At 34.0% G+C, this 21,947-nt stretch carries 20 protein-coding genes; 12 read left to right on the plus strand and 8 right to left on the minus strand.

The window, feature by feature from the left end:
* Positions 1-89 precede the first annotated feature (89 nt).
* Together AC0J6S_RS08800 and AC0J6S_RS08805 are read left to right on the plus strand one after the other, a co-directional pair.
* Entirely contained in the window at positions 90-773 is a 684-nt protein-coding gene (locus AC0J6S_RS08800; RefSeq protein WP_474953474.1) for an alpha/beta hydrolase, read from the plus strand.
* A 28-nt stretch (positions 774-801) separates the two neighbouring features.
* A complete protein-coding gene (locus AC0J6S_RS08805) occupies positions 802-1,695 on the plus strand; it encodes a lytic transglycosylase domain-containing protein (RefSeq protein WP_474953475.1) in 894 nt (297 codons plus the stop codon).
* Here the strand turns inward: AC0J6S_RS08805 and AC0J6S_RS08810 are convergent.
* Both AC0J6S_RS08810 and AC0J6S_RS08815 read right to left on the minus strand, forming a co-directional pair.
* The gene (locus AC0J6S_RS08810; RefSeq protein WP_474953476.1) at positions 1,692-2,390 is read right to left on the minus strand and encodes a TlpA family protein disulfide reductase; all 699 of its coding nucleotides are present in this window, start codon (positions 2,388-2,390) and stop codon (positions 1,692-1,694) included. The genes AC0J6S_RS08805 and AC0J6S_RS08810 overlap by 4 nt on opposite strands.
* A gap of 158 nt (positions 2,391-2,548) precedes the next feature.
* Positions 2,549-3,064 carry a DUF2892 domain-containing protein gene (locus tag AC0J6S_RS08815; RefSeq protein WP_113666333.1) on the minus strand — a complete coding sequence of 172 codons (516 nt, stop codon included), beginning with the start codon at positions 3,062-3,064 and terminating at the stop codon, positions 2,549-2,551.
* A 164-nt stretch (positions 3,065-3,228) separates the two neighbouring features.
* Between AC0J6S_RS08815 and rpmH the strand changes: the two genes are divergently transcribed.
* Positions 3,229-3,390 (plus strand): 50S ribosomal protein L34, encoded by a 162-nt coding sequence (gene rpmH, locus AC0J6S_RS08820; protein ID WP_007136275.1) that lies wholly within the window; start codon positions 3,229-3,231, stop codon positions 3,388-3,390.
* Between the two features lie 152 nt (positions 3,391-3,542).
* Positions 3,543-6,395: a carbamoyl-phosphate synthase large subunit gene (carB, locus tag AC0J6S_RS08825; RefSeq protein WP_474953477.1), complete on the plus strand. Its 2,853-nt coding sequence runs from the start codon at positions 3,543-3,545 to the stop codon at positions 6,393-6,395.
* A gap of 350 nt (positions 6,396-6,745) precedes the next feature.
* Here the strand turns inward: carB and AC0J6S_RS08830 are convergent, their stop codons facing one another.
* The 3 genes from AC0J6S_RS08830 to AC0J6S_RS08840 form a co-directional block, all read right to left on the minus strand.
* Positions 6,746-7,444 (minus strand): RloB family protein, encoded by a 699-nt coding sequence (locus AC0J6S_RS08830; RefSeq protein ID WP_474953478.1) that lies wholly within the window; start codon positions 7,442-7,444, stop codon positions 6,746-6,748.
* Positions 7,445-7,451: 7 nt separating this feature from the next.
* The gene (locus tag AC0J6S_RS08835; RefSeq protein ID WP_474953479.1) at positions 7,452-8,759 is read right to left on the minus strand and encodes an AAA family ATPase; all 1,308 of its coding nucleotides are present in this window, start codon (positions 8,757-8,759) and stop codon (positions 7,452-7,454) included.
* Between the two features lie 322 nt (positions 8,760-9,081).
* Complete coding sequence (locus tag AC0J6S_RS08840; protein ID WP_474953480.1) at positions 9,082-9,975, minus strand: dienelactone hydrolase family protein; 894 nt, start codon at positions 9,973-9,975, stop codon at positions 9,082-9,084.
* A 298-nt stretch (positions 9,976-10,273) separates the two neighbouring features.
* Here AC0J6S_RS08840 and AC0J6S_RS08845 point away from each other — a divergent pair, with 298 nt between their 5' ends.
* A complete protein-coding gene (locus AC0J6S_RS08845) occupies positions 10,274-11,233 on the plus strand; it encodes an ion channel (protein ID WP_474956347.1) in 960 nt (319 codons plus the stop codon).
* A gap of 264 nt (positions 11,234-11,497) precedes the next feature.
* Here the strand turns inward: AC0J6S_RS08845 and AC0J6S_RS08850 are convergent, their stop codons facing one another.
* From AC0J6S_RS08850 to AC0J6S_RS08860, 3 genes are all read right to left on the minus strand, one after another.
* Positions 11,498-11,935 (minus strand): VOC family protein, encoded by a 438-nt coding sequence (locus AC0J6S_RS08850; RefSeq protein ID WP_474953481.1) that lies wholly within the window; start codon positions 11,933-11,935, stop codon positions 11,498-11,500.
* A 102-nt stretch (positions 11,936-12,037) separates the two neighbouring features.
* Positions 12,038-12,673, minus strand: a complete 636-nt coding sequence (locus AC0J6S_RS08855; protein WP_474953482.1) for a dienelactone hydrolase family protein — start codon at positions 12,671-12,673, stop codon at positions 12,038-12,040.
* A gap of 39 nt (positions 12,674-12,712) precedes the next feature.
* Positions 12,713-13,348, minus strand: a complete 636-nt coding sequence (locus AC0J6S_RS08860) for a phosphoribosyltransferase (RefSeq protein ID WP_474953483.1) — start codon at positions 13,346-13,348, stop codon at positions 12,713-12,715.
* Positions 13,349-13,761: 413 nt separating this feature from the next.
* On the opposite strand from AC0J6S_RS08860, the gene AC0J6S_RS08865 reads away from it, so the two are divergent.
* From AC0J6S_RS08865 to AC0J6S_RS08895, 7 genes are all read left to right on the plus strand, one after another.
* Positions 13,762-15,804, plus strand: coding sequence for a CotH kinase family protein (locus AC0J6S_RS08865; protein ID WP_474953484.1), 2,043 nt, complete (start codon positions 13,762-13,764; stop codon positions 15,802-15,804).
* Between the two features lie 452 nt (positions 15,805-16,256).
* Positions 16,257-17,153: a MerR family transcriptional regulator gene (locus tag AC0J6S_RS08870; protein ID WP_474953485.1), complete on the plus strand. Its 897-nt coding sequence runs from the start codon at positions 16,257-16,259 to the stop codon at positions 17,151-17,153.
* Positions 17,154-17,191: 38 nt separating this feature from the next.
* Positions 17,192-18,667: a phytoene desaturase family protein gene (locus tag AC0J6S_RS08875; RefSeq protein ID WP_474953486.1), complete on the plus strand. Its 1,476-nt coding sequence runs from the start codon at positions 17,192-17,194 to the stop codon at positions 18,665-18,667.
* Between the two features lies 1 nt (position 18,668).
* Positions 18,669-19,508, plus strand: a complete 840-nt coding sequence (locus tag AC0J6S_RS08880) for a phytoene/squalene synthase family protein (protein ID WP_474953487.1) — start codon at positions 18,669-18,671, stop codon at positions 19,506-19,508.
* Between the two features lie 46 nt (positions 19,509-19,554).
* Positions 19,555-19,995: a sterol desaturase family protein gene (locus AC0J6S_RS08885; protein WP_474953488.1), complete on the plus strand. Its 441-nt coding sequence runs from the start codon at positions 19,555-19,557 to the stop codon at positions 19,993-19,995.
* Positions 19,996-20,174: 179 nt separating this feature from the next.
* Positions 20,175-20,636 (plus strand): SRPBCC family protein, encoded by a 462-nt coding sequence (locus tag AC0J6S_RS08890; protein WP_165152788.1) that lies wholly within the window; start codon positions 20,175-20,177, stop codon positions 20,634-20,636.
* Positions 20,636-21,931, plus strand: a complete 1,296-nt coding sequence (locus AC0J6S_RS08895) for a cryptochrome/photolyase family protein (RefSeq protein ID WP_474953489.1) — start codon at positions 20,636-20,638, stop codon at positions 21,929-21,931. Before AC0J6S_RS08890 ends, AC0J6S_RS08895 begins: the two co-directional genes overlap by 1 nt.
* The last annotated feature ends 16 nt before the right edge of the window (positions 21,932-21,947 follow it).

The following is a 21,947-nucleotide window of genomic DNA, read 5'->3' on the forward strand; positions in this document are numbered from 1 at the left end:
TAGTTAGACGAATTCCAATAAAAAAATTAATTTTATACAAAATTCGCCATAAAAAAGTGGATTTTTGTTATAAAATCGTTAAAACAATTATGAGTAAAATTCCCGTGTATCTAATGCCTGGTTTGGCATCAAGTGCTGCTATTTTTGAACGCATCGTACTTCCCGAAGACACATTTGAAATCCATTTATTAGAATGGGAGATTCCGCTAGATCACGAATCTTTGACGGATTATGCCAAGAGAATTGCTGTAAAAGTAATCCATAAGAATCCGGTTTTGATTGGTGTTTCTTTTGGAGGAATCTTAGTTCAGGAAATGTCAAAATATGTGGACGCACGCAAAGTAATTATTATTTCGAGTGTGAGATGCAATTCTGAATTTCCACGAAGATTAAAAATCGCTAAAACAACCAAAGCTTATAAACTGATTCCGATGAGTTTATTTGCAAATATCGAAAGTCTGGCTAAATTTTCTTTTGGAGAAAAAGTAAATCAGCGCCTTAAGTTATATGAAAAATTTCTTTCTGTTCGGGATATTCGGTATTTGAACTGGGCTGTGGAACAAGTGATTTTATGGGATAGAACCGTTATTGATGAAAACGTAATTCACATTCACGGTGATGCGGATGATGTTTTTCCAATCAAATATATCAAGGATTGTATTGTAGTAAAAGGTGGGACGCACATTATGATTTTGAATAAATACAAATGGTTGAACGAAAATTTGCCTTCTATTATATTGGGAGTAAAAAAACAATCAAAGACGCTTTTGTAACGAAACAAAAGCGATAAAAAAGGAAAAGATGAAAGCTATTAATAAAATAATATTACTCGTAACCGTAATTTTTGCAAGTGGAATATTCATTTTTGCAACAACAAATGACGCAAAAGGGAAAGATGTAAAAGCAGAAATTAGTTATAGTTTTTCTGTAAAACTTGATTTTGCTGGCGAAGAAACTCCGTTGAAAATAGCTGATGTCAAGGAACGGTTTGATAGGGAATTATTGGTAAATGTGAATTTGCACGCCTCCACCATTTTGGCTATAAAAAGAGCGAATCGTGCTTTTCCAGTGATTGAACCTATTTTAAAAAAGAATGGTATTCCGGATGATTTTAAATATCTGGCCGTTATTGAAAGCGGATTGGTCAATGTAGTTTCGCCGGCAGGAGCAAGAGGTATTTGGCAATTTATGCCGGAAACGGCAAAAGAGCGCGGAATGGAAGTGACTGAAAATGTGGATCAGCGCTATGACCTTGAAAAGTCAACCGAAGCGGCTTGCAGTTATTTTTTGAGTGCCAAAGGAAAATTTGGAAGCTGGACTTTGGCGGCAGCCTCTTACAACGGAGGAATGACAGGTGTGAATAAGCAAATTGGAATTCAGAAAGTATCTAATTACTATGATTTATTACTTACTGAAGAAACGTCTCGCTATGTTTTCAGAATTTTAGCTTTAAAAGAGATTATGGAAAATCCCGTAAAATATGGATTTACGATTGCTCCAGAGGAGTTATATGGAATCTTACCAACCAAGAAAATTGAAATTGACAGCTCGATTACGGATTTAGCTGATTTTGCAAAAGGGCAGGGAATCAATTATAAAATTTTGAAGATCCATAATCCTTGGCTGAGGGAAACTAAATTGGTGAATGATACTGGTAAAAAATACCAAATCGAAATTCCATTGAAGGGCTATTAATCGTTGTTGTTGACTATGGCGGAATTGGAAGTTATTTTATTTAAATAAGGATTGATCATTTGGTCAAAAAGATCATAACTAATGGTCAAAGCTGTGTCAAATGAAATTTTTGGTTTGTAATGGTTTTTAATACGGTTGATGTTAACTACCTTTTTGTCTTCATCAATAAAAAATACAGTAGGAATTCCCAACGTGTGTTTTAATGTTGCGATGATTCGGAAATCATTAGCGTAGGACTCGTTAGCATAGCATATTTTGATTGCGTTGCTAAACTGAGTGGCTATTTTTTTTAGGTTCTGTTTTTTATCCCAAAAAAGAATGATAATTTGTAAGTTCTCAGGATATTTTTTTGCCAATTCATTTAATGCTGGAGCATCTCCTTTATTTAAGATGCACCATGAAGTATAAGTTACTAATAAAATAGGCTTGTTGATGTTGTTTAAGATTACGTCTTTAGAATTGTACCCCTTAACCGTAAAATCATCAAATCGAGTGCCTATAAGCTTGTATTGTACGAGTGAGTCAAATAATCGTTTGCCTTCATTAAAATCTTTGTTTTCAAAAGCGCGGTTACTTGCAGCATTATAAGAATTGATATTTAATCGTAAGGTATCAGAAAAATAGGCAATACTATCTTGGGAGTAATTACTTAAAAAAGAAAGTAAAAAGGATAGTAAGAGTATTTTTCTCGCCATTTTTTTTTTTTGAAAACTAAATTTAAGAAAAAAAATGCTTCTAAATAATATAATAGGTAAACCACTTAAATATCCGTTAATTAGCATTTTAGGAATAAAAAAAACCATTTGAGGATACAAATGGTTTTTTAAGTTGTTAGAGCTATTCTTGGAGGAAACTAGATTTTCTTCATTTGTTCTTTCATCATGACAATCTGATCTTTCAGCATGTTTTGCTTGTCTAATTTTTTAGCTTCGTTCAATAGAGAAGTGGCTTCAAGTTTACGACGACGTGTCATGGCAACTCCGGCTAAGTTTAATTTGGCTACAGCCAAATCCATATCCATTGATAATCCAAGTTCAATCGCTTTCTTGAAATATTTTTCTGCTTGATTGATATTGGTTTGCGAAAGCATGATTCCGTGCAGGTAATTAAAGTATCCTTGTTGTTTTTGTACCAAAGCCGTCTCTGGATTTTTGATGTAAGCCAACCATTTTTTAGCTCCTTCAAAATCTTGTTTTCTAAGTTTTAAGAAAGCCAATAAGATGAATTCATTTTTGAAGTAAAGGAAAATTGGAATTGCGCTCAATATTAGAAGGAAAATTCCGTTACCGATATTACTTTCTGTAAATTGCCAAATGCCAGTAGCGATAATAAGTCCGGCGATAATAAGTTTAATATTTCTGTGAAACATAGTAGGTTTATTTTAAGATCACAAATATAGTAAAATGAATTGAAAATATTTTTACAAAACTACTTGTGAGAAAAAAAAGTCTTTGTATATTTGCACTCGGTTTTAGAATAACAGTTATTCGAAAATAAGAAGACATATAAATAAGATTTTAAAGATACAAAGCAATGAGCAAAAGAACGTTTCAACCATCGAAAAGAAAAAGAAGAAATAAGCACGGATTTATGGACAGAATGGCTTCTGCAAATGGAAGAAAAGTTCTAGCGCGTAGAAGAGCTAAAGGAAGACATAAATTGACTGTTTCTTGCGAACCAAGACACAAAAAATAATGTTTGTATAAACATAAATAAGGCGTTACTTTTTTTAGTATCGCCTTTTTTTATACCTATTCGTTAAAAAAAGTTTAAGATTTACAGGTAAAGGGTTTGAGTTCAGTAACTTTAATCTTTTGAAAATAACAACTACACAACACTACTATACAATGCCAAAAGATACATCTATAAAATCAGTTTTAATAATAGGTTCAGGTCCTATCGTTATTGGTCAAGCGTGCGAATTTGATTATGCAGGATCACAATCTGCCCGTTCTATTCGTGAAGAAGGAATTGAAGTTATTTTGATAAACTCCAATCCGGCAACAATTATGACCGATCCTTCTATGGCTGATCATATCTATTTAAAACCACTGACAACTAAATCTATCATTGAAATCCTAAAAGCACATCCGCAAATTGATGCTGTTTTGCCTACAATGGGAGGACAAACCGCTTTAAACTTGTGTCTGGAAGCCGATGAAAAAGGTATTTGGGCTGATTTTGGCGTAAAATTAATCGGGGTTGATGTAAATGCGATAAATATTACCGAAGACAGAGAGCAGTTCAAACAACTTTTGAAAAAAATTGGAGTGCCATCTGCGCCTGCAGAAATATGTACTTCTTACCTTCGCGGTAAAGAAATTGCTCAGGAATTTGGTTTCCCGTTAGTAATCCGTCCTTCGTTTACTTTAGGTGGAACCGGAGCGGCTATTGTTTATAAAAAAGAAGATTTTAATGAACTTTTGACTAGAGGTTTAGAAGCTTCACCAATTCACGAAGTCTTAATTGATAAGGCTTTAATGGGCTGGAAAGAATACGAATTGGAACTTTTGAGAGATAAAAATGACAATGTTGTGATTATCTGTTCTATCGAAAATATGGATCCAATGGGAATTCACACCGGAGATTCCATTACAGTTGCGCCAGCAATGACGTTGTCTGATACAACTTTCCAAAAAATGCGTGATTACGCTATCTTGATGATGAGAAGCATCGGAAACTTTGCCGGAGGTTGTAATGTGCAGTTTGCCGTTTCACCTGACGATAAAGAAGACATTGTAGCGATTGAAATCAATCCTCGTGTGTCTCGTTCATCCGCTTTGGCATCAAAAGCAACGGGTTATCCTATTGCAAAAATTGCTTCTAAACTGGCTTTGGGGTACAATCTTGATGAATTGCAAAATCAAATTACCAAATCAACTTCGGCATTATTCGAACCGACTTTGGATTATGTGATTGTGAAAATTCCGCGTTGGAACTTTGATAAATTCGAAGGAGCTGACAGAACTTTGGGACTTCAAATGAAATCCGTTGGTGAAGTAATGGGAATTGGACGCTCGTTTCAGGAAGCCCTGCATAAAGCGACTCAATCATTGGAAATCAAAAGAAATGGTTTGGGTGCTGACGGAAAAGGTTACACTAACTACGAACAAATTATCGAGAAACTGACTTTTGCGAGTTGGGATCGTGTTTTTGTGATTTATGATGCAATCGCAATGGGAATTCCATTGAGTCGCATTCATGAAATCACTAAAATTGATATGTGGTTCTTGAAACAATACGAGGAATTGTATAGTTTAGAAAAAGAAATTTCTAACTATAAAGTAGAATCTTTGCCAAGAGAATTGTTATTAGAAGCGAAACAAAAAGGTTTTGCCGACAGACAAATCGCGCACATGATGGGTTGTCTGGAAAGTCAAGTACATACGTTGCGTACAGAAATGAATATCAATCGTGTGTTTAAACTGGTTGATACTTGTGCGGCGGAGTTCAAAGCAAAAACGCCTTATTACTACTCGACTTTTGAAGCCGAAATAGAAAAAGCGGACGGAACCCGTTATGTTGACAATGAAAGTGTTGTAACCGATAAAAAGAAAATAATTGTTCTTGGGTCAGGCCCAAATAGAATTGGACAGGGAATCGAGTTTGATTATTCCTGTGTTCACGGGGTGCTTGCCGCCAAAGAATGTGGTTACGAAACGATAATGATCAATTGTAATCCAGAAACGGTTTCAACTGATTTTGACACAGCCGATAAATTGTATTTTGAACCGGTTTTCTGGGAACATATTTACGACATTATCCAACATGAAAAACCGGAAGGTGTAATCGTGCAATTGGGAGGTCAAACGGCTCTTAAATTAGCGGAAAAGCTTTCTAAATACGGTATTAAGATTATAGGAACCAGCTTTGATGCTTTGGATTTAGCCGAAGATAGAGGACGTTTCTCAGAACTTTTAACCGATTTAAAAATTCCTTTTCCACAATTTGGAATTGCAGAAACAGCTGACGAAGCATCGGCTTTAGCGGATGTTTTGGATTTTCCTTTATTGATTCGCCCTTCGTATGTATTGGGTGGTCAGGGAATGAAAATTGTAATCAACAAACAAGAACTGGAAGAACACGTAATCAATTTATTGAAAACCATTCCAGGAAATAAATTGCTCTTAGACCATTATTTGGATGGTGCGATAGAAGCAGAGGCAGATGCAATTTGCGATGGAGAAAATGTGTATATCATAGGAATTATGGAGCATATTGAACCTTGCGGAGTGCATTCAGGCGATAGTAACGCCACTTTGCCACCATTTAACTTAGGCGAATTTGTAATGCAACAGATTAAAGATCATACCAAAAATATTGCTTTGGCTTTGAGAACCGTTGGATTAATAAACATTCAGTTTGCGATAAAAGATGATATTGTTTACATCATTGAAGCGAATCCTAGAGCGTCTCGTACGGTTCCATTTATTGCAAAAGCATACGGAGAACCTTATGTGAACTATGCGACTAAAGTAATGTTAGGTCACAATAAAGTTACCGATTTCACTTTCAACCCACAGCTTAAAGGATTTGCCATCAAGCAACCGGTTTTCTCATTCAGCAAATTCCATAATGTAAACAAAGCATTAGGACCAGAAATGAAATCAACAGGAGAAAGCATCTTGTTTATTGATGACTTGAAAGACGATCAGTTCTACGAATTGTACTCTAGAAGAAAAATGTATTTGAGTAAATAAAACTTGAGTTTGTAATATTTGAAAAGCCCCGATTGGGGCTTTTTTTTGTGGGATATTTTTTGTGTTAGTGGATTATTATTGTGGGCGCAAATTCGGAGACATTTGGCCAGTGTAGGCTTTTTTTTTGTTTAGATATTAAAAATGGCGAATAGCCATAAGCACTTTTTTTAATGGTATAATTTTATTTAATTTTGGTTTTTAACGTCCCCGCGGCTTTGCTCGGGTTTTGGGGCTAAATTAAGATTTTTCTTTCGGATTATTACTTTTAATTCAAATACAAAACAAACTTTAAATTAAGCCCGAAAACTCCAATTTCTTAAAACCGCTGTTGGTGGCTGGCGTTTTGTCTATTATAAATATTTTAATAATTCTCTTACTAATCTGTAAACCGTTGTTGATGATTCTTCATTTGCAGGATTATTGTGGTCAAATCTGTCGTAAATTTTTTCAGCTCTTTCAATAGCTAGAATTTTTCGCTCTTTTCCAGATTTTTGATCAATTCCATCAAGTAAATCAAAAATTTCTTCGGTTATCATTTTACTTTTTTTGCCATCATAGGTAATATTAAATTCTTTCAAAGATTTATTTAATTTCTCGTTATACTCATCTCTGTGCATTCCACCACCTTGATGGTCATTAAAATGAAGTAGAATCCAATATTCAAATGCTTGATTAGAATATGCTATACCAAAACCATTGGCATCAGCTAGTAAAATTGCATTATTAAAGTCAATATTATCAAAATCATCTTTATCAAAAACACACCAAACTTGTTCGTAACTAGTTTGATTAGCTAGTTGTATTGCTCGATTAACTAAAGATATTGTATTAAATCCTTCTCCAACTGGTTCGATTGTAGCTGATGTAAGTCTAAATTGATTAAAGTATGATGGTTCTGTATTTTTACCTTCACAAACTATTAGAATTGTTGGTTTTTTGGTTAATACAGGTTCTAGTCTTTCAATACTGGTTTCTGCTCTACGTTTAGCTTTTAATTGTGCTCTATGCTTTTCTTTATCTAGAGCCTGTTCTGCTTTTTTATCCTTCATTCTCATATTACGGCAGAATATTATCAAGATTATTAAAAAACCCTAAATATGGAATTGCTCCATATTTACCCTTAATGTAATTTTCTTCAAATGATTCGGTTTTTCGGACTTCGTCAGATTTAAAATCCGCTAAAGAATAAAGTTTGGCTTCACCAAATTTATTTTTATCAGTAAACCAAATTTGATCACGTCTAAATAATCCAGAACTCAGAAGATTTGTATCGTGAGTATTAAAAATTAATTGCGCATTCTTTTTATTAAATTCTTTTGAATTAAATAAGGAAACGATTTTACAAACTAGATTAGGATGTAGTTTTGAATCAAGTTCATCAACAATTAGTGTGTAACCATTTTCAATAACATCTAAAATAGGACCAGTTAAAGCAAAGAATTTTTTAGTTCCAGATGATTCATCATCAAATAATGAAAAATTAACAAAGTCAATAGCTTTTTTGTTAGAATCAAATTTTTTGTGAGAAGTTAAAACGTCTGAAAGAATTTCTTTCTTGTCGTCAATAACTTCTTTAGTAATTCTATCTTTAAGTTCCTTTGGCATATCTTTAGGAAGATTAGCTAAATCAATCTTTTCAAGATTAATATCTTGAATTCCCAAATCAGCTGCTTTTAACAAATTTAAAATTTTTACTTTTTGATTAGGATCATCAGTTTTGCTTAATGTAAAACCTCTATAACCAGATTCATTGAGTCCCGAGATAGTTTTAAGTTCTTTGAACCAATCCATTACTTCAATAGAAGTTTTATCGTTAAATTGAGCAGAAACAGATAATAATAGAGCGTTGTTTCTCACAAGTCCTTCTTTAATAACTGTTTTTCCTTTAGTGAAGTTTCTAGTATGTGTTTCAAAAATATCACCATCTCTGTAAAAAAGTTCAATTTCTTTAGTTTTAGGTTTGTAATAAAGCCATTCAGAAATCACACTTTTTTTATCAACCTCAAAGCCATAGCGGAACATCACATCATTGTGTGTAAATACAACTTCAAATTCTGATGGAGAATTTTCAGTTTCGCTACTTAATTTAAATGGCTCAGTGTCGATTTCATCTCCTTTTTGGCTATCTTTTGAGCTTGACATAACAAAATGTTTCATAAAATTTAGCGCTTCAAAAAATTTGCTTTTTCCGCTAGCATTTGCCCCATAAACTACAGCACTTTTAAGTAGTCTAATATCGAATTTATTGTCATTATAAATATTATCGGCTTCACGGGTATCTTTGTCATAGTTTGACGCAACAAGGTTTAAAGAAGTTTTCTCTTTAAACGTTTTGAAGTTCTTAACTGAAAATTGCAATAACATAATAATTGTATTTATTGTAAATAATAAGCAAATATATATATATTAATTTACATTAAAATGTAAAATTAACATAGTTTTTGAAATCTTGTTGTTTAAAAAGAGTTCTATTGTGCAGTTTTCTCACGCTTGCCACTAACTAGTAAATAGTCCTGACAAAGTCAGACTGATCTCCTTTATATTGGGTTGCTTTGTCTGATAAGCATCAGATTTTATTTATTTTAAAATATAATAAATTCTTGGGTTCTATTTAATTTTCGCAGTATATTCTTAAAAAATAAAAAAAGTCCCCATAGTGGGACTTTTAAATAATAAAAAATTATAACTATTTCTTCTTCAATTTCTCCTTAAAAAAATCAATCGTTCGTTTCCACGATAAAGTCGCGGCTTTTTCATCATATCTGGGTGTGGTATTGTTATGAAAACCATGATTCATGCCTTCGTAGAAATAAGCAATATGTTCTACTTTATTCTTTTTAAGGATGGCTTCATAAGCGGGCCAGCCTTCATTTACACGGGTGTCTAAACTGGCATACTGCGCTAGGATAGGCGTTTCTATTTTTTCGGCTTCGGCAGCTGTGGGCTGTCCGCCGTAATACGGAACTGCGGCACACAAATCCGGTATTTTGACTGCCATCATATTCGCAATCCAACCGCCAAAACAAAATCCTACCACACCAATATGACCATTGCAATCTTTATGCGATTTTAGGTATTTGTAAGCTGCAATGAAGTCTTCTAGCATTTCCTCACGGGTACGTTTTTTTTGTAATTCCCTTCCCGCATCATCATTTCCGGGATAACCGCCCAGTGGTGATAATGCATCGGGTGCCAAAGTGATGAATCCTTCCACAGCGGCTCTTCGTCCTACATCTTCAATATAAGGATTCAGTCCACGGTTTTCATGTACAACGATGATTCCCGGCAGTTTCTTTTTGGTTCCTGTGGGTTGCGATAAAAGGCCTTTAATTTTTCCTCCTCCTTTGGGAGAATCATAGGTGATGAATGCTGATTTCAACCGTGGATCTCCAGGTTTTATTAATATAGAATCCACGTAATTGGGTGTCATAAAGCTAAGAAGCGAAGGAAGCGTGAGCGTTCCTACCGCAAACAAGGATAATTTCTCGACAAATTGTCTTCTATCAAGTTTATTGTGTGCATAGTCATCGTACAAGTCAAATACTTCCTGATTGATATCTTCTTTGGTTAGTTTTTTCATAGCATTTATTTAATTCAACTAATTTAAGAAAAAAAGCGATTGTTTTGCAGGAGGGAAATTTCATTTTTTATTGTACGTTTTGTGACTATGGCAAAATGCAAGTGAAATTTATTTTCTTCTACCAAATTGAAATTCACCAGCCAATTCACTCCAAATTTATCGGTAAAAGTTCGAAAAGAGTATTTCTAAAAGGTGTTTTTGATAGGTATTGTAATTTTAAAATTTAAATTATTAGAAAAAGCATCTTTTTTTTTTGAGTTGATTTTAACTAGTTTTACCGTTAAATAATTAATAAAAAATTCTTCTCTTGAATACTATTAATGCTAAAGCGAAAGCCGACAAGAATACCGGTTTTGGAACTAACGCCAGCAGTTATGGCGGTCGTTTCGTAAATAAGGATGGAAAAGCTAATGTAGAGAAACGTGGAATGCATGTTTTGCAGCGGATTAGCTGGTATCACACTATGATTGATATGCCAGGATGGAGATTTATCTTGGTCATTCTAACTTTCTATGTAACAATCAATTTTATATTTGCCTCAATTTATTATGGTCTTGGAATTGAACATCTCAATGGAATTTCAAATGCAGATAGTGAATGGGTCAAATTCGGGCAGGCTTATTTTTTCAGTGCCCAAACCTTCACAACGGTTGGATATGGTCATATAAGTCCCTCAGGTTTTCTTACGAGTGCGCTTTCTGCAGGGGAAGCATTAATAGGTTTACTGAGTTTTGCAATTGCCACAGGTTTATTTTTTGGTCGATTTAGTAAACCGACAGCTTTTTTAAAGTTTTCTCATAATGCTATAATCGCCCCTTATGCTGAAAATACAGCATTAATGATTAGGATTACGCCTTTTAAAAATACGAATTTTACAGATGCTGAAGCTAAAATGACACTAGGAATGAGCATCGAGGAAAATGGAAGAATGACTAATAAATTCTACGCTTTAGAACTGGAATTGGATCGAATAAATGCCTTGACTTTGAGTTGGACCCTAGTTCATCCTATTACAGAAAATAGTCCACTTTATAAATTTACAAACACGGATTTTAAAAATACAAATGGGGAGATTCTCGTTTTTATTAAAACCTTTGATGATATGTTTAGTAACACGGTTGCCGCTAGGACCTCTTATACTTTTGATGAGGTAGTTTACGGAGCAAAATTTGAACCCATGTATACTCGAAGTACTGATAATTCAAAGACAATCTTGAATTTGGATAAATTGAATGTGTTTAAAAATGTTGATTTGTAATATTAATTATTGTTTAAAATTTTAAAATTAATATTTAAATTTAGTACTTATTTTTTGATAAATATTTAAAAATGCAAAAAGTGTTTTTGATATAAAATAATCCAAGTTATTATCTTACTTCAAATAAAAATACCGTTATAGGTTATAGAAATAATTTTAAAAAATACAGACACGAATTTCACGTATTTTCATCAATTAATTTTTTTGAAATTTGTGGAATTCGTGTTGCACTATTTAATATAATATTTATTTGTTGGTGCTATTCTATTTTCCTTCCACCAAATCAAAATTCACCATCCAATTGACGCCAAATTTATCAACCAAGGTTCCAAAATAGGCATTCCAAAAAGTGTTTTCCATCGGCATGATAATTTTTCCACCGACAGAAAGTGCCTTGAAGAACTTGTCTGCTTCTTCCTTGCTTTCGGTATTGAGGAAAAGCGAAAAATTATTTCCATAAATGGTTTCATTTCCAAAGGATTCGAAACTGTCGCTTCCCATAATCGCCGTTTCTTTACTTATAGGAAGCGAAACGTGCATGATTTTCTCGGCTTCTCCCGCAGGACAGGTTTGGCCTTCGGTTATTGGCATGTCTTTAAATCTTCCAAAATAAGAGAATTCCCCACCAAAAACGGATTTGTAAAAAAGAAAAGCTTCTTCGCAAAAACCATTAAAGGTGATGTAGGTGTTTACTGTTGCCATGATTCTAGTTTTAATGTGATTAATCAATTAACTTTTTTAATTCAAAGGGACTAAATCAGACCTGAAATCTAAGACCTAATTTAGTTAGCGGATGTTGCTTTGCTATTTCGTCAAATACTTTTTATACCAATCAGTGGCTAAATCCGCGACTTCCTGCAATTTTCCGGGTTCTTCAAAGAGATGGGTTGCGGCTTGGACGATTTTCATTTCTTTTGGAGCTTCTAATGTGTCATAAGCCATTTTATTCATGCTGATTACTGGAGTGTCTAGACTGCCCACAATCAGCAGCGTAGGAGCGGTTACGTGTGGCAAATCGGATATTGCTAAATCAGGGCGGCCGCCACGGGAAACCACTGCTTTTATTTTTTCCTTAAAATGCGCAGCAGCCCGCAATGCTGATGCAGCTCCAGTACTTGCACCAAAATATCCTATTGGTAGTGCTTTGGTGCTTTCCTGGTCCATCAACCATTGTGTTGTTGCTATCAATCGGTCACTGAGCAAATCAATATTGAATCGATTTTCATTTGTTTCATCTTCTTCCTCCGTAAGCAAGTCAAAAAGGAACGTGCCTATGTGGTGTTGCTGAATGAGTTCTGCTACCATTTTGTTTCGGGAACTGAATCTGCTGCTGCCGCTTCCGTGCGAAAAAACAACTATTCCAGTAGCATTTTCGGGTACAATCAAATCTCCTTTCAACGTAACTGACGCTAACGGAATATTTAAATCTAATTTTTCCATGATTTCTAATTTTAGGTATTTTTAAAGCTTAATAATTGATTATTCAGTTGTATTGATAATACTCAGCATCTTAATTACTTCCTCGTCATCCACCTGATCGAATTCTTCATATAGACTTCCTACTCCCCGGAAATAAGAGGATGCAATCAAATAAATAAATTCATCGGCATTTTTCTCAAATAGCGGCACGGTATCAGAAGGAAGTACAGGAACGGCAACAATTATTTTTGCAGGATTTTTTTTTCGGAGCATGGCAATACTGGCAAGCAAGGTATTTCCTGTCGCAATGCCGTCATCTACCAGAATCACATTTTTGTTCTCAATATCAATTGGTTTTCGGTTGCCACTATAGAGTTCGTATTTCTCTTTGAGGAGTTGCCGGAGTTTGTTAATTTCATGGTCTGTGTACTTTTTTGGGACTTCAGGATGTACATCAAGAATCATGGAATCCATGGAAACAGCTCCTATTGCAAATTCCTTGTTATTAGGATGTCCAATCTTTTTAGAGAGTACAATATCTAAAGGCAGGTGTAAGGTTTTCGAAATTACAAATCCTACCGGAACCCCGCCTCTAGGAACGGCAAGAATTACGCTATTTGTATTTTGGTATTTTTTTAATTTCTCTGATAGTAAAAAGCCCGCTTCCGTTCTATCTTTTAATAGCTGCTTGTACATAACGGTCGTTTTTATAAAACATTAAAAAATAATTTATGTAAATATACTGATTTTCAATAATATAGACTAAATTTATACTGTTTTACAATTTGAAAATTTTAGCTGTAAAATTATAAAGTCACTATTAGTTTGGTATACATGGACTATTCCGTTTTTTAATATTGTGGCAGAATATGCATTATTTTTTTACTCGTTCCGTACTATTTATTTTCCTGAACCCCAAAAAAGGAAATTCGCATTTCAATTCTTTTTCATTGAAAAAGGGGAAAACGTAAGTCGCTCTGGGTCATATATCTAAATCAAAAATTTTGAGGATACATTAGTAATTAATTATATTATAAATAATTGATTATCAGTATTTTATGTTATTTTTTTTATTAAATTTATGCTTTAATTTAACAAGAAATCAAATCATGAAAAAATTGTACATTTTCAGCCCTACTACAATTTCAAAATTTATTTTGTTAATTGTAATGATTACTTCTTATTCCGTTACAGCGCAAACTTTTACGGATAGTAATCTCCCTATTGTTATTATGACTACCGATAATGACCCGAACACTGGTTTGCCTCTCGAGATTATCGATGATCCAAAAATCTTAGCAACTATGAAGATCATCAAGAGACCTGACGGAACCAGAAATTACCTGACGGATCAAAACACAGCTGAGTTTTTAAATTACAATGGTAGAATTGGTATCGAAATTAGAGGTTCTTCCACGCAAACACTTCCCAAAAAGCAGTATAGTTTAACCACTTTAAAAGCAGATAATACTTCTAATAATAACGTAAGTATTTTTGGGATGCCAAGTGAAAATGACTGGATTTTGAATGGATTGGGTTTTGATCCTTCCTTAGTTAGGGACTATTTAGCCTATTACATGTCGAGAGAATTGGGGAATTATGCCTCTAAAACGGAATACTGTGAGGTTGTGATTAACGGGGATTATAAAGGATTATATGTTTTTCAGGAAAAAATAAAATCCAATGAAAATAGGGTTAACGTTTTAAAGATTGAAGCGACTGATAATGCGTTACCCAATATCACTGGCGGATATATAACCAAAGCGGATAAAACCACAGGCGGCGATCCCGTAGCATTCTGGATGGACGAAACTAAATTTGTACATGATTTACCTAAACCTGAAAATGCGACACCTGAACAAACTCAATATATTGAAGCTGAGTTTAATAGAATGCAAGATCACGCCTATGATGATGATTTAGAAGATGGATATAGAACGATTATTGATGTGCCTTCTTTTGTCGATTTTATGTTAGTAAATGAATTGTGTTCAAACGCAGATGTATATCAATCCAGTACTTTTTTCCATAAAGACCGTGGTGGAAAATTACGAGCGGGCCCAGTTTGGGATTTTAACCAAAGTTTTGGAAGTACATTTACAAACAGTAGTCATGTGGATAAATGGCAATTTAATAACGGGAATAGAATAGGACCACCATTTTGGAGCTATTTGTTTGATAATGGGTCGTTTAATTGCAACTTGGCTAAGCGATGGGACGAGGTAAAAGCACCCGGCAAGCCGTTGAACCAAGATGTCTTGATTACTTATATGGATAACGCCTTAAGTTACATCAGCGAAGCGATTCCGCGAGAGCAACAAAGATGGGGGACACTAGACGATCATGATGTTGACGTAAACCGAATTAGAACTTTTATTGTTGACAGAACCACTTGGATTACAAATAATATAGGATCTTTTACAAACTGTGCTACTGTTTCGTTACCACCTTTGGTTATAACTAAAATCAATTACAATCCTAAAACGTCCACCAGTTTTCCGGTCAGTAATGATTTAGAGTTTATAGCGTTGCAAAACATTAGTGATCGATCCATAAATCTTTCCGGGGTTTATTTTAGACAATTAGGATTAACGTTTCAGTTTCCGTTCAATTCAGCTATTGGAGGAAATGAAACAATCTTTTTGACCAGTAATAATACAGCTTTTCAAAGTAAATACGGAATAGTTCCTTTTGGTCAGTTTGTCCGAAACTTATCTAATAAATCTCAGAAAATTGTTTTGGCTGATGCCGATGGAAATATAATAGACTCAGTAGAATATTTTGATGCGGCGCCTTGGCCCACAACACCTGATGGCGGTGGTATGTATCTGGATTTGATAAGCACTACTTTAGATAACAATTTAGCGTCAAGTTGGGTAGCTACTAATAATGATACTTTAGCAAACCGTTCGTTTTTAGCTTCTTCCACACTTTCTATTTATCCAAATCCAGTTTCAAGTACACTTCAAATCCAAGCAAGTAAACCGATGACTGGAGTTAAAATGTTCAATATTGTGGGTGTTTTACAGCATGAAATTAAAACAGATTCCAAAAGTATAAATATGGATATGAGCGCATACTCCAGTGGTATTTATTTTATAACGATTTATAATGAAGAGGGGTTTACCAGCAGAAAAATCATCAAAAAATAATTTAAACATTCTGTTTTACAAATAGGGGAACAGATAAGTAATAGTGCAAACTGTTACTTATCTGTTTTTTTATTAGTACCTAGTATAACTTTTGGTTGTCATTGCTTCTACAAATTATTGTTTTAGAATAATTTTATTACAACATAATCTCTAATTGTGGATGACTATTGTTTAAACATAAAACAAACGTTAATTAATAATATAATGATTCAAAGACTAAATTATGTTTCAATTTATTGGTCTTAAAATATTGTCAGTTAGTTTTTTATAGACTAATTATTAAATATACACTGGACATGAAATCAATATTTAACATTTGAGTAAGAGTCGTTTTAACTTATTTTGTGTGTAACTGTATTCGAAATAATTGTATAATTAAAAAAGTTTAAGGCTGATTATAAACGTTTATAATAAAATTTATTTTACATTTGTTTAATAAATACAGAAAAACGATGAACAATATAAAAAGTGTGTTTAGTATTAAAGATCTTGAAAATCTTTCAGGGATTAAAGCGCATACCATTCGAATTTGGGAAAAAAGATATGACATTCTTCAACCGATGCGTACGGATACTAACATTCGTTTGTATGATTTAGCTAGTTTGCAAAAGTTGTTAAATATCACATTATTACATGATTACGGTTATAAAATTTCGAAAATAGCGACTTATCCTCAAGAAAAAATACCTTCTTTAGTGCGAGAAATAATTTCAAGTAAAACGGCCAAAAGTCACGCTATTAGCGAGTTTAAAATGGCGATGATGAACTTTGATCAAGAGCTTTTTTTTAATACTTACAACTGGTTGATCGCAGAAAAATCATTCAAAGAAGTCTTTCATCAAGTTTTCATTCCTTTAATGAACGAGCTTGGTTTATTGTGGCAATCCGATACTATAACGCCAGCTCATGAACATTTTATCAGTTATTTAATTAAACAAAAACTATTAATAAACACTGAAAAGCTTCAAATTTTAAAGCAAACTAAACTCGATAAAGTTTTTGTTTTGTCTCTTCCAATGAATGAAATTCATGAATTGGGACTTATGTATCTCAATTATGAAATTTTATTGCATGGATACAAAACCATATATTTAGGAGAAAGTATGCCAATTGAAAATCTTAAAGATCTAAAAAAACATTTTGATTCCATTGTTTTTGTGTCGTACCTAACGGTGCAGCCTGAAAAAGATATATTAGATAGTTACATCCAAAAGATGACCGATGAATTATTGGATGATACAACTGAATTATGGTATATTGGTCGTATGGTTGAGTTTATTAAAAAAGAAGAGCTTTCGGATCGAGTTACAATATTTAATTCAATTACGGAATTAGTTGACTGGATATAACTATTCTTGTTTAAACAATTCGTATATTTGCTAAACAAATGAAAAAAACAAAAAAAATTACGATTATAGGTTCTGGTTTCTCTGCATTGGCAGCTTCGGCGTATTTAGCACAAAGCGGTCATGATGTTACGGTTTATGAAAAAAACGCAACAATTGGAGGGCGAGCACGACAATTAAAACGAGACGGATTTACTTTTGATATGGGTCCTAGTTGGTACTGGATGCCAGACGTTTTCGAGCGTTTCTTTGCTGATTTTGGAAAGAAAACAACAGATTATTATGAGCTTATTAAGCTGTCTCCTGCATACCGGGTGTATTACGGAATCGATGATTTCATTACGATAGCAGACAATTTACCCGATATTATATTCGCTTTTGAAGCTATCGAAAAAGGAAGCGGTAAAATTCTGAATGACTTTATGGCTGAAGCCAAAAGTAATTACGATATCGCCATCAAAGATTTGGTTTACCGTCCGGGCGTTTCTCCACTTGAATTGATAACTGTGGAAACAGCCATGAAAGTGGGACAATTTTTTAGCAACATCAGTAGAGATGTTCGCAAGAAATTTAAGAATGAACGTTTAATTCAAATTTTGGAATTTCCAGTTTTATTTCTAGGAGCCAAACCTTCGGATACGCCGTCGTTTTACAGTTTTATGAATTATGCCGACTTTGGTCTTGGAACTTGGCATCCAAAAACAGGAATGTTTGACCTCGTTCGGGGAATGGAAAGTTTAGCGCTAGAATTGGGAGTGAAATTTCAAACTAATTCAAACATCGAAAAAATAATCGTCGAAAATAAAACTGCGGTTGCCCTTCAGGTCAATGGCAAAATTATTGCCTCCGATTTAATTTTGAGTGGTGCTGATTATCATCACACTGAAACTTTATTGGATCAGGAACATAGAGCATATTCTGAAAAATATTGGGATAGCCGAGTTTTTGCACCATCATCATTATTGTTTTATGTAGGTTTTAATAAAAAAATAGAAAATATTTCGCATCATGCATTATTTTTTGATGTTGATTTTTATCAACATGCTAAAGATATTTACGATGAACCACAATGGCCAAAAGAACCTTTGTTTTATGCAAATTTCCCATCGGTAACGGACAAAACAGCCGCTCCGGAAGGAATGGAGTCAGGCTTTTTTCTTGTGCCGTTGGCGCCTGGAATCAATGATACTGAATCGTTGCGAGAAGAGTATTTTGATAAAATAATAGATCGTTTTGAGACATTAACGAAACAAAGTGTAAAAAATAATATTATATTTAAGCAATCGTTCTGTAAAAATGACTTTGTGTCGGAGTATAACTCATACAAAGGGAATGCTTATGGTATGGCAAATACATTATTGCAAACGGCATTTTTGAGACCAAAATTAAAAAGTAAAAAAGTTAAGAATTTATATTTTACAGGTCAATTAACCGTACCGGGTCCAGGCGTACCACCAGCACTGATTTCTGGAAAATTAGTGTCGGAATTAATTAATAAGCAATTTTCAGAACAATAGTATGAAGGAATTATTTGATGATGTATCTTTTAAATGTAGCAAGTTAGTTACTAAAAATTATAGTACCTCTTTCTCTCTGGCGGTGTATATGTTGTCGCCAAGTATAAGAGATGCCATATATAGTATCTATGGTTTCGTCCGTTTTGCAGATGAAATCGTTGATTCATTCCACGGTTTTGATAAAGAAAGTTTGATCACAGAGTTTGAGGATGAATACTACAAAGCCTTTGATAGAGGAATAAGTTTAAATCCCATATTGAATTCTTTTCAACAAACAGTAAAGCAAAACAATATATCAGATGATCTTATTCAGGCTTTCTTAAAAAGTATGAAATTAGATTTGATAAAATCTGATTATCATAGCAAAGCCGAGTACGATGACTACATTTACGGTTCCGCCGATGTAGTAGGTTTGATGTGTCTTAAGGTTTTCGTGGCTGGTGATAACAAACGATATGAGCAACTAAAAGATGAGGCCATGCGATTAGGTTCTGCGTTCCAGAAAGTGAATTTTCTTCGGGATTTAAAGGATGATAATTTGGTTTTGAACCGTAATTATTTTCCAGGTGTTGATTTGAATTCGTTCGATGAAAAGGCAAAAACCGCAATTATCAATGAGATTGAAGAAGATTTCAGAGTCGCTTACGAAGGCATTGTGAAACTTCCTATCGAAGCTAAGTTTGGTGTATACACAGCTTTTGTGTATTACAAAAAACTATTAAAAAAATTAGAAAACACGCCTTGCCATGAAATAGGAAACGCAAGAATCCGAGTTTCTAACTACACCAAAGCCGGTTTATTGGCAAAGTCTTTTGTGTCTTATAAATTGAAATTAGTTTAAATTACAGCTTTTTTAAATAAATTGTTATACTTAAATACAGAATAAAATGATATTTTTTTTGATTTTTCTAGGTACTTTTTTAATAATGGAATGCGTCACTTGGCTTACACACAAGTATGTAATGCACGGTTCAATGTGGTACTTTCACGCTGATCATCACCAGCCAAAATACGCGAACGTTTTCGAACGAAATGATATTTTCTTTGTGATTTTTGCTGTTCCAAGCATTGTGCTTTTTTATTATGGTGTTGAAGGTGGTTTGAATTATAAATTCTTCATCGGCCTTGGAATTATGTTTTACGGGATGTGCTATTTTATGATTCATGATGTCTTAATTCATCAACGTTTTAAGTGGTTCAAACACACTAACAACAAGTATTTAATAGGCTTGCGAAAAGCGCACAAAGTACATCACAAACATTTGGGCAAGGAGCACGGAGAATGTTTCGGAATGCTTTTCGTACCTTTCAAATACTACAAAATATAAAGTTTAATTGGGGCGTGACCCAGCTTTCACTAGCGTTACTGCGGGGTCAGGCTATCCGTTCCCGCTTTTTTATAGCTGGTCTCGTTGAAAAAAACGAGGCCTGTTATAAAAAGAGCTCTACTATTATCCCTCACTCGAACTCAGTGTTCCATGACTGTATTTATCTTTAAAACTCAACCATGAAAATATACAAACAAGAAACCGTTCAGCATGTAAATGCAACTGTTGAAGAATGTTGGTCCTTTTTTTCGAACCCAAAAAATCTTCAGAAAATCACACCGGAAGGAATGGGTTTTCAAATCACAGATTTTGATCAAAAATCCATGTACCCAGGACAAATTATTCAGTATAAAGTAACGCCACTTTTTGGAATCACTTTGTCATGGATGACTGTAATCACACAAGTAAAAGAAAATAGTTACTTTATAGACGAACAGCGTTTTGGACCTTACAGTTTTTGGCATCATAAACATTTTTTTGAAGCAACCCCAAACGGAACTAAAATGACGGATGTAGTACATTACGGATTACCGCTTGGTTTTCTGGGTCGAATCATGAATACATTGGTTGTAAAAAATAAATTGAAATCCATTTTTGAATACCGTGTAAAAAAGGTGGACGAAATGTTTAATGCAAAGTAATGAGCAAGCAAGAAATTTCTATTTTTTGGTTCAGACGCGACTTGCGTCTGGAAGATAATGTAGGTTTATTTCAGGCCTTACAGTCCAAATATTCGGTAGTTCCATTGTTTATTTTTGATGATTCTATTTTAGACAGTTTACCAAAAAATGATGCCCGAGTAGGTTTCATTCATGAATCACTTTCAAAAATAAATACGCAATTACAGGAAATTGGAAGTTCACTTTTGGTCAAAAAAGGAAAAACTTTTGATGTTTGGCAATCACTTTTACAAGAATATGACGTCAAAGAAGTTTTCTTCAACAAAGATTACGAACCGTACGCAATACAACGAGACACAGCGATTTGTGAACTTTTGGAAACAAAAAAAACCATTGCTTATTCTTTTAAAGATCAAGTAATTTTCGAAGAGAAAGAAATTACAAAAGCAGATGGATTGCCATATACGGTGTACACACCTTTTAAAAATAAATGGCTGGAAAAATACAAATCAATGACGCCGGTTCAGGAACATGATACGGAAGCCCTTTTTTCTAATTTCCATAAAAACAGTTTTGCTTTTCCTACTTTAGAACAAATAGGTTTCGAAGAAAGTCCTATAAAAGTAAAGCCTCACAACTTAAAATACATTGCAAATTATCAAGATATTAGAGATTTTCCAGCATTGGATAAAACCTCTTATCTGTCACCACATTTGCGTTTTGGAACGATAAGCGTCCGGAAATTAGTTAATTGGGCATTTCATAAAAACGATGTCTTTTTGAGTGAATTGATTTGGAGAGAATTCTTTATGCAAATCTTATTCAGCTTTCCAAAAGTTGTTACTCAAAACTTTAAATCGGCTTATGATGGGATTCAGTGGCGCAATAATGAAGAAGATTTCAAGCTTTGGTGTACGGGAACCACTGGATATCCTATGGTCGATGCCGGAATGCGTCAACTTAATGAAACGGGTTACATGCACAACAGAGTTCGCATGGTGGTTGCCAGTTTTCTAATTAAACATTTAATGATTCAATGGCAATGGGGAGAAGCCTATTTTGCCGAGAAACTACTCGATTACGATATGTCTGCCAATGTTGGCAACTGGCAATGGGCAGCAGGAACTGGTTGTGATGCCGCACCTTATTTTCGTGTTTTCAACCCAGAGATTCAACAAAAGAAATTTGATGAAAAAGGAATTTATATCCGAAAATGGATTAAAGAATTCGATTTGGGATACGGAAAACCTATGGTAGAACACGCCATGGCGAGAGATAGAGCAATTGCGACTTACAAAGCCGGAATTTTGAAATAATTTATTTTAACATATA

It is taken from the genome of Flavobacterium sp. TS_SC_5 (genome assembly GCF_056156265.1).